This is a genomic window from Paracoccus sp. MKU1 (genome assembly GCF_001447385.1).
GTDB lineage: Bacteria > Pseudomonadota > Alphaproteobacteria > Rhodobacterales > Rhodobacteraceae > Paracoccus.
In genome coordinates, this window is sequence record NZ_LLWQ01000077.1 from 1 (window position 1) to 7421 (window position 7421).

At 66.7% G+C, this 7421-nt stretch carries 11 protein-coding genes; 10 read left to right on the top strand and 1 reads right to left on the bottom strand.

The window, feature by feature from the left end:
• The 8 genes from AQY21_RS05130 to AQY21_RS27580 form a co-directional block, all read left to right on the top strand.
• On the top strand, nt 1-687 hold a 687-nt coding region (locus AQY21_RS05130; RefSeq protein WP_152988114.1), incomplete at its 5' end, for an HAD-IC family P-type ATPase.
• Between the two features lie 4 nt (nt 688-691).
• Nucleotides 692-1324 carry an isoprenylcysteine carboxylmethyltransferase family protein gene (locus AQY21_RS05135; protein ID WP_058096704.1) on the top strand — a complete coding sequence of 211 codons (633 nt, stop codon included), beginning with the start codon at nt 692-694 and terminating at the stop codon, nt 1322-1324.
• Nucleotides 1325-1349: 25 nt separating this feature from the next.
• A complete protein-coding gene (locus AQY21_RS05140; protein WP_058096705.1) occupies nt 1350-1937 on the top strand; it encodes an SCO family protein in 588 nt (195 codons plus the stop codon).
• A gap of 4 nt (nt 1938-1941) precedes the next feature.
• Nucleotides 1942-2415, top strand: coding sequence for a copper chaperone PCu(A)C (locus AQY21_RS05145; protein ID WP_058096706.1), 474 nt, complete (start codon nt 1942-1944; stop codon nt 2413-2415).
• The gene (locus tag AQY21_RS05150; RefSeq protein WP_058096707.1) at nt 2400-3008 is read left to right on the top strand and encodes an SCO family protein; all 609 of its coding nucleotides are present in this window, start codon (nt 2400-2402) and stop codon (nt 3006-3008) included. The genes AQY21_RS05145 and AQY21_RS05150 overlap by 16 nt, the downstream gene beginning before the upstream one ends.
• Nucleotides 3005-3487 (top strand): DUF411 domain-containing protein, encoded by a 483-nt coding sequence (locus AQY21_RS05155; protein ID WP_058096708.1) that lies wholly within the window; start codon nt 3005-3007, stop codon nt 3485-3487. Before AQY21_RS05150 ends, AQY21_RS05155 begins: the two co-directional genes overlap by 4 nt.
• A gap of 22 nt (nt 3488-3509) precedes the next feature.
• Complete coding sequence (locus tag AQY21_RS05160) at nt 3510-4034, top strand: murein L,D-transpeptidase family protein (RefSeq protein WP_058096709.1); 525 nt, start codon at nt 3510-3512, stop codon at nt 4032-4034.
• 57 nt (nt 4035-4091) lie between these two features.
• On the top strand, nt 4092-4370 hold the full coding sequence (locus tag AQY21_RS27580; protein ID WP_255374792.1) for a plasmid pRiA4b ORF-3 family protein: 279 nt from the start codon (nt 4092-4094) through the stop codon (nt 4368-4370).
• Here the strand turns inward: AQY21_RS27580 and AQY21_RS05165 are convergent.
• On the bottom strand, nt 4367-5269 hold the full coding sequence (locus AQY21_RS05165; protein WP_058096710.1) for a LysR family transcriptional regulator: 903 nt from the start codon (nt 5267-5269) through the stop codon (nt 4367-4369). The two genes, AQY21_RS27580 and AQY21_RS05165, sit on opposite strands and share 4 nt — an antisense overlap.
• Nucleotides 5270-5379: 110 nt before the next feature.
• On the opposite strand from AQY21_RS05165, the gene AQY21_RS05170 reads away from it, so the two are divergent.
• Both AQY21_RS05170 and AQY21_RS05175 read left to right on the top strand, forming a co-directional pair.
• Nucleotides 5380-6570: an MFS transporter gene (locus AQY21_RS05170; RefSeq protein ID WP_058096711.1), complete on the top strand. Its 1191-nt coding sequence runs from the start codon at nt 5380-5382 to the stop codon at nt 6568-6570.
• Between the two features lie 18 nt (nt 6571-6588).
• Nucleotides 6589-7421: alpha/beta hydrolase (locus AQY21_RS05175; RefSeq protein WP_203416390.1), on the top strand; the 833-nt coding region annotated here is incomplete at its 3' end.

Here is a 7421-nt window from a genome sequence, read left to right on the forward strand (position 1 = left end):
GCAYGGGTATCCTCGCCCCGCCATGCCGCCGAGCAGGGCGGAATCGAAGCCGATGCGATCCGCCGCGCCACCGCGCTGGAAAGCGAGGGCAAGACCGTGGTCGCGGTCTTTCGCGCGCGCCGCCCCCTGGGGTTGATCGCCATGCGCGACGAGCCGCGCGCCGATGCCGCCGGGGCGATGGCCCAGCTTCGCGCGCTGGATGTCGGCGCGGTCATGATGGCCGGCGAAGACCCGCGGACCGCCGAGGCCATGGCGGGGGCCCTTGGCATGGACCATCGGGCCGGGAGGCTGCCCGAAGGCAAGCTGGCCGGGGTCCGCGGGATGGCCGCGCAGGGGGGCGTGATGATGATCGGCGACGGCATCAACGACGCCCCGGCGCTGAAGCAGGCGAGCGTCGGGGTGGCGATGGGCTCGGGCACCGACGTGGCGCTGGAGACGGCGGATGCGGCGATCCTGCGCGACCGGGTGGCGGACGTTCCGGCGCTGATCCGGCTGGCGCGGGCGACGATGGGCAACATCCGCCAGAACGTCGCCATCGCGCTGGGGCTGAAGGCGGTGTTCCTGGTGACCTCGGTCCTCGGCATCACCGGGCTGTGGATCGCCATCCTCGCCGATACCGGCGCGACCGTGCTGGTCACGCTGAACGCCCTGCGCCTGCTGGCCTTCGACCCGTCGAAGCGGGGGTGAAGCAATGGAATCGGCGGACTGGATCGCCCTCGGCATCCTCGCGATCTATCTGGCGGGGTTCTTCTGGGGCACCACCGAGGCGGCCCGCGCCGCAGGACGGCCGGTCTGGCTGTTCGGCATGGCGTCAGGAACCGGCAGGCTTGCAGCCTTTGGTTTCCGCATGGCCTTTGTTCTGGCATTGGCGGGGCCGCTTCTGTGGCTGGTGGTCCCGGTGCTGCATCAGGCCGATCCGTTCTGGACCGAGGGCCGCTTTATGCTTGCCGGGATCGTCGGCGCAGTCACAGCCGCCACCGGCGCGGCACTGGCCTTCGCCGCGCAGATGTCGATGGGGGCGTCGTGGCGCGTCGGCGTGGCGCCGGGCGAGACCGGCGCTCTGGTGACAGGCGGCCTCTACCGGATCAGCCGCAACCCGACTTTCCTCGGACAGGCCATTCTGCTGGCTGGTGTGGCGCTGGCGATCCTTTCGCTGCCCACCGCGCTGGCGCTGCTCCTGTTCCTGTGGTCGGCCTCGGTCCAGATCCGCGACGAGGAACGGGTGCTGCGCGCCGCCCATGGCGCGGCCTATGACGCCTGGGCCGCTCGGGTGCCGCGCTGGATCGGCCTTCACGCCAAGCCTGACAAGAGAAAATGCACATGAACCAGACATTACCGAGGGACGAAGAATGACTCTGCGACGGATCAGGCTGGTTCTCTGGACACTGGTGGCATTCGCACTGGTGGGTGTTCTGGCGCTGCAATGGGCCGGACGGAGGCCCGAGCCGCCCCAGCCCCCCTTCCGCCCCGATTTCGCGTTGCAGGACGAGGCCGGGCGAACCTATGGCATGGAGGACTTCCGCGGCAGCTTCGCGCTGGTCTTCTTCGGCTTCACCAATTGCCCCGATGTCTGCCCGACGACCATGTCCGAGGTCGCGCAGGTGATGGACGACCTGGGGCCGGAGGCCGACAAGGTGCGGCCGCTGTTCATTTCCATCGACCCCGAACGCGACCGCAGGCAGGGGCTGGCCGGTTATCTGGCGGCCTTCCATCCGGCGATCCTCGGCCTTGCCGGCGACGGCGCCGCAACGCAGGCGGCCACCGAGAGCTTCAAGGTCCATTTCGGGCGCGAGGAAGACCCTGCCGCCCCCGATGGCTACAGCATGTCGCACAGCCCGGGGCTGTTTCTGGTCGGCCCGGATGGCGAATGGCTGCGCCAGTTTCCCTATGAAACCCCGGCGGCCGAGATTCTGGCAGATATTCAGGAAAGGATCTGAACCGATGAAACACCTTGCAACCGCCCTCGGGCTGGCCGTGACGCTGCCGCTTGCCGCGGTCGCCGAATGCGCCAGCGTCTCGGCGGGCGGGCTGACCGTCACCGGCGCCTGGTCGCGCGCCACCATCGGCAACGAGCGTCCGGCGGTCTTCTACGTCGAGATCCGCAACGAAGGCGAAACCGCCGACCGCCTGACGGGCATCGACACCCCGGTCGCCGCCATGACGATGCTGCACCGGACCGTGGTCGAGGAGGGCGTCGCCTCGATGCCCCATGCCGAGGCGGTCGAGATCCCCGCCTGCGAGACCGTCGGCCTCGCGCCCGGCAGCCATCACGGCATGCTGATGGGGCTGACGGCGCCCCTGACCGAGGGCGAGAGTTTCCCCGTCACGCTGCAATTCGAACGGGCCGGTGCGGTCGAGATCGACACCCGCGTCCTGTCGATCCGGGCGCAGGAGGCGCAATGCGACGCCGGTTGATCCTTGGCGGTGCAGGGGCCCTTGGCGCCTTCGGCTTCATGATGGGCCTGGGCGCCTGGCGCAGCGGCGACCTGCGGCGGATCACCGGCGATGCGGGCGCGCTCGATCGGATCGACCTCGCCCGCATGGATTGGGAACTGACCGACGACCGGGGCGATCGCGTCTCGCCGCGCGACTGGCTGGGCCGGGCCAGCATGGTCTGCTTCGGCTTCACCTGGTGCCCCGATGTCTGCCCGACGACGCTGATGGACATCTCGGGCTGGCTGGAGGACCTGGGACCGGAGGCCGAGCGGATCCATGTCAGCCTGATCACCGTCGATCCCGAGCGCGACAGCCCGGCGACCTTGAGCGAATATCTCTCGAACTTCGATCCCCGCATCCGCGGCCTGACCGGCACGCCCGCAGAGGTCGCCCAAGCCGCCGGCGCATTCGGCGCCCGATACGAGCGGATCCCGCGCGAGGACGGCGATTACACCATGGACCACACCTCCGGCGTGCATGTCTTCCGACCGTCGGGGGCATTGTCCAGCATCATCGATTTCCACGAGGATCGCAAATTCGCGGTCCCCAAGATCACAAGGGCCATCGAATGAAAACCTTTTCCACCGCAAGCCGCAATGCGCTGGCCGCCCTCCTGCTGGCCTTCCCCGGCGCCGCCGTCGCACAGGACGATGCCGCTCAGGCCATTCATGTCGTCGAGGGACAGGGCTGCGAATGCTGCGTCGAATGGACGGAATATCTGCGCCAAGAGGGCTTCGAGGTCAGTTCGGAAAAGCGTTTCGGCACCCTGCTGATGCAACACAAGATGGATATGGGGGTGCCGGTGGAGCATTCTTCCTGCCATACCGGCGAGATCGACGGCTATTTCGTCGAAGGCCATGTCCCGGCCGAGGACATTCGCAGATTGCTTGCGGAGCGGTCCGAAGCCGCCGGTATCGCGGTGCCCGGCATGCCCTATGGCAGCCCCGGCATGGGGCCGGAATCCCGGCGCGAGGCCTATGACGTGCTGCTGATCCGCAAGGAAGGCAGCAGCGAGGTCTTCAGCAGCTACGCCGCGGCAAGCGAGCAATGATAGCCTTCAGGAGAGTTTCCGCATGATCCCGTTGAACAGACGCCATTTTTCCCTGGCCGTTCTCGCCGCTCTCGCGGGTTGTGGCGCGCCCCAAGCGAAGCGACCGCAGTTCAAGACCTATTCAGGTCCCCCGGTCACTCAGGTCGTGGTCTACAAGGGCCAGCGCCGGATGCACCTGGTCAGTGGGCAGGCGGTGCTGAGATCCTACGATTTCGGGCTGGACTTCCAGCCGGTCGGCCACAAGCAGTTCGAAGGGGACGGCAAGACACCCGAGTGGGTCTATTTCGTGGACCGCTTCAACCCCCGCAGCCGCTACCATCTCTCGGTCGGCATTTCCTATTCGAACGAACGCGACCGGGCCTTTGCCGCGCAGTTGGGACGAGATCCGGGCGGGGACATCATGTTCCACGGCCGTGGGCCCGAAGGCAATGAACAGGTTCGCAAGAAACGGGACTGGACCGCCGGCTGCATCACCGTCAGCGACGAGGAGATCGAGGATATCTACGCCATGCTGCAACCCGGCGTGCCGGTCGTGATCTATGCGTGAAACGTAAGGCCATGAGGTGCGGCTCTGGTCCCGGTCTTCACTCCGCCCCCTTGTTGGCTGGCGCTCGGCCCGGCGCCGCGCGATGCCCTTTGTCTGGACGGCGCGCGGGCGAGACCGCCCGCGGATGTCGGCGGGCCCTGGGCCTACGGGGATTTCCTCGACATCATCCGCGATCCGCAGCACGATGAACACCGCTCCACGCTGCGATGGGCGGGCGGGCATTTCGATCCGGAATGGTTCGATCTGGACCTGATCAACAAGGACCTGCGCAATGCCTTCCGGGCGAATGCGCGGAGGCGGCTGCATCAGCCGAAACCGAAGGCGCCGAAGGGTTAGCCGCGTCCACCCTTGTGCCTGAGCGCGTCGACGATCACCCTGAAGGCGGGCAGGTTCTGTCGGCGGCTGGGATAGTAAAGGAAATAGCCGTCGAACATGGGCGACCAGTCGTCCAGCACCTGCACCAATGCGCCCGAGGCGACCTGGGCGGCGACGATGTTCTCTGGCACATAGGCGATGCCGTAACCGCTCACCGCCGCGTCGATCATGGCGTAGGAATTGTTGAAGGCCAGTTGCCCGTCCACCCGGACCCGCAACTCCTGCCCGTCCTTCTCGAACTCCCAGGCATAGAGGCCACCGGCACTCTCGTGGCGCATGTTGATGCAGATGTGGCGGATCAGGTCGCGCGGGTGCTCGGGCGTGCCATGCGCCGCCAGGTAACCGGGTGAGGCCACGGCGACCAGCCGCCAGTCGGGGCCGATGCGGACGGCGATCATGTCCTTTTCCACGCTCTCGCCCAGGCGGACGCCGGCGTCGAAGCCATCCTCGACGATATTGCGGAAGCTGCTGTCGAGGATCAACTCCACGCTGATATCGGGATAGTCACGCAGCACCGGCTTCAGCTTCGGCCAGACCACGCTTTCCAGCGCGTGATCCGACAGCGTCAGCCGGATAGATCCCGAGGGCTTGTCGCGCAGCGCGGTCAGGGCGGCGATCTCCTCCTCGATCTCGGCCAGGCGCGGGGAGATGGTGTGAAGCAGGCGCTCGCCCGCCGGCGTCGTGGTGACGTTGCGGGTAGTGCGGGTCAGCAGGCGGATGCCCATGCGGGTCTCCAACTGCTTGATGGCATGGCTGAGCGTCGATTGTGCGACGCCGATCCGCGCTGCCGCGCGGGTGAAGTTGCGCTCCTCGGCTACGATGCGGAACCAGGTGAGCTGGTTGAGATCGGTCTTTTCCATGAGGGGCAAATTAATCGACCTGGTCGATTGATCCAATCAAAATGATCCGGGTAATCGGATGGCCGCAGATCGGCTATATCCGCTGCGAACCCGACAATCAGGAGCATCGGATGGTTTCCACCGTGGAACAGACCGGCAGCCGGCCCGCCGCCTGGGGTGCTGTGCTGTCGATGGCGTTTTGCGTGGCGATGCTGATCGCGTCCGAATTCATGCCGGTCAGCCTGTTGACGCCGATGGCCGAAGGGCTGGGAGCGACCGAGGGTCAGACCGGACAGGCGATCTCGGTCAGCGGGCTGTTCGCGGTCGCGGCCAGCCTGCTGATCACCACCGCCGCCGGGAGGCTGAACCGCAAATGGGTCTTGGTGGCGCTGACCGGATTCATGCTGCTGTCGCTGGTGCTGGTCGCCGCCGCGCCGAGTTTCACCGTGCTGATGATCGGTCGGGCGGCTCTGGGCATTTGCATCGGAGGGTTCTGGGCGCTGGCGACGGCGGTGATCATGCGGCTGGTGCCGGCCGAGGACGTGCCCAAGGCGCTGGCGCTGATGTATGGCGGGCAGGCCATCGCCGCCGCCTTCGCCGCGCCGATCGGCAGTTATCTGGGCGGGATCTTCGGCTGGCGCGACGTCTTCTGGGCGCTGACGCCCATCGTCGCCATCAACCTCGTCTGGCACCTGGTTGCGCTGCCGTCGATGCCCGCGCGCAAGAAGCAGGACTTCCGGACGTCGCTCGGCCTGCTAAAGCGACCGTATTTCCGGCGCGGGCTGATCGCCTGCATGCTGTCCTGGGGCTCGGCGTTCAGCATGTTCACCTATCTGCGGCCGTTCCTGGAACAGGTGACCGGCGTCGATGTGGCGACGCTTTCGGCCCTGCTGCTTCTGCTGGGTTGCGCCGGATTCGTCGGCACCTGGGCGGCGGGTCGCTTCATCAAGGGCAATGCCGCGCCGTTCCTGAAGCTGCCGGCGCTGGTGATGGGCGGGGCTACGGTCGGGTTGCTGCTGCTGGGCCATTCCGTGATCGCCGTGGGCCTGTTCATGGCGATCTGGGGGGCGATGAACACCATGTTCTCGGTGATCTGGATGACCTGGATGTCGCAGAACGCCGACGATGCGCCCGAAGCCGGAGGCAGCCTGATGGTCGCGGCGATCCAGGCGGCGATCCTGCTGGGCGCGGTCGTGGGCGGGCTGCTGCTGGACGGGATCTCCATTCAGGCGACCTTCATCGGCAGCATCGTTCTCGCCGCCCTCGCCCTGGCCCTGATCCGCGACGGCAAACACATGCTGAAACCTGCCCCCAACACATGAATGGAAGGAGATATCCCGTTGAATGATCGCCTCAACCGCAGAACCCTGCTTCAGGGATCGGTCGCCGCCGGCACCGCCATCATGCTGGGCGTGCAGTCCGCCCTGGCGCAATCCACATCAGACACCGGAGACAACACCATGAGCCAGGACTGGGACAAGGTCTTCCCGAAAAGCGAAAACGTCGACCATGAGAAGGTGACCTTCACCAACCGCTACGGTATCACCCTGTCGGGCGATCTCTACCTGCCGAAGGACCGCAGCGGCAGCCTGCCGGCCATCGTCGTCGCCGGTCCGTTCGGCGCGGTGAAGGAGCAATCCTCGGGTCTCTACGCCCAGACCATGGCGGAACGCGGCTTCGTCACGCTGGCTTTCGATCCGTCCCATACCGGCGAAAGCGGCGGCGAGCCGCGGAACGTCGCCTCGCCCGACATCAGCACCGAGGATTTCATGGCGGGCGTGGACTTCATCGGCCTGCACCCGGCCGTGGACCGCGAGCGCATCGGCGTCATCGGCATCTGCGGCTGGGGCGGGATGGCGCTGAGCGCCGTGGCGGTGGACAAGCGTGTCAAGGCCGTCGTCGCCAGCACCATGTATGACATGACCCGCGTCATGTCCAAGGGCTACGACGATGCCATGACCTCTGAACAGCGCGCGGAGGTGCTGGAGACGCTCAGCCGCCAGCGCTGGGAGGACGCCGAGAACGGCACCTCGGCCTATCAGCCGCCCTATAACGAGCTGCAGGGCGGCGAGGCGCAGTTCCTGGTCGATTACCACGACTATTACATGACGCCGCGCGGATACCACAAGCGCGCGGTCAACTCCGGCAATGCCTGGACGCGGACAACGCCGCT

Bases quoted from the DNA above. Each gene is read 5' to 3' on its own strand.
- AQY21_RS05145 (WP_058096706.1), top strand. From the start codon at position 1,942: ATGAAACACCTTGCAACCGCCCTCGGGCTGGCCGTGACGCTGCCGCTT.
- AQY21_RS05150 (WP_058096707.1), top strand. From the start codon at position 2,400: ATGCGACGCCGGTTGATCCTTGGCGGTGCAGGGGCCCTTGGCGCCTTC.
- AQY21_RS05160 (WP_058096709.1), top strand. From the start codon at position 3,510: ATGATCCCGTTGAACAGACGCCATTTTTCCCTGGCCGTTCTCGCCGCT.
- AQY21_RS05135 (WP_058096704.1), top strand. From the start codon at position 692: ATGGAATCGGCGGACTGGATCGCCCTCGGCATCCTCGCGATCTATCTG.
- AQY21_RS05140 (WP_058096705.1), top strand. From the start codon at position 1,350: ATGACTCTGCGACGGATCAGGCTGGTTCTCTGGACACTGGTGGCATTC.
- AQY21_RS05165 (WP_058096710.1), bottom strand. From the start codon at position 5,269: ATGGAAAAGACCGATCTCAACCAGCTCACCTGGTTCCGCATCGTAGCC.
- AQY21_RS05155 (WP_058096708.1), top strand. From the start codon at position 3,005: ATGAAAACCTTTTCCACCGCAAGCCGCAATGCGCTGGCCGCCCTCCTG.
- AQY21_RS05170 (WP_058096711.1), top strand. From the start codon at position 5,380: ATGGTTTCCACCGTGGAACAGACCGGCAGCCGGCCCGCCGCCTGGGGT.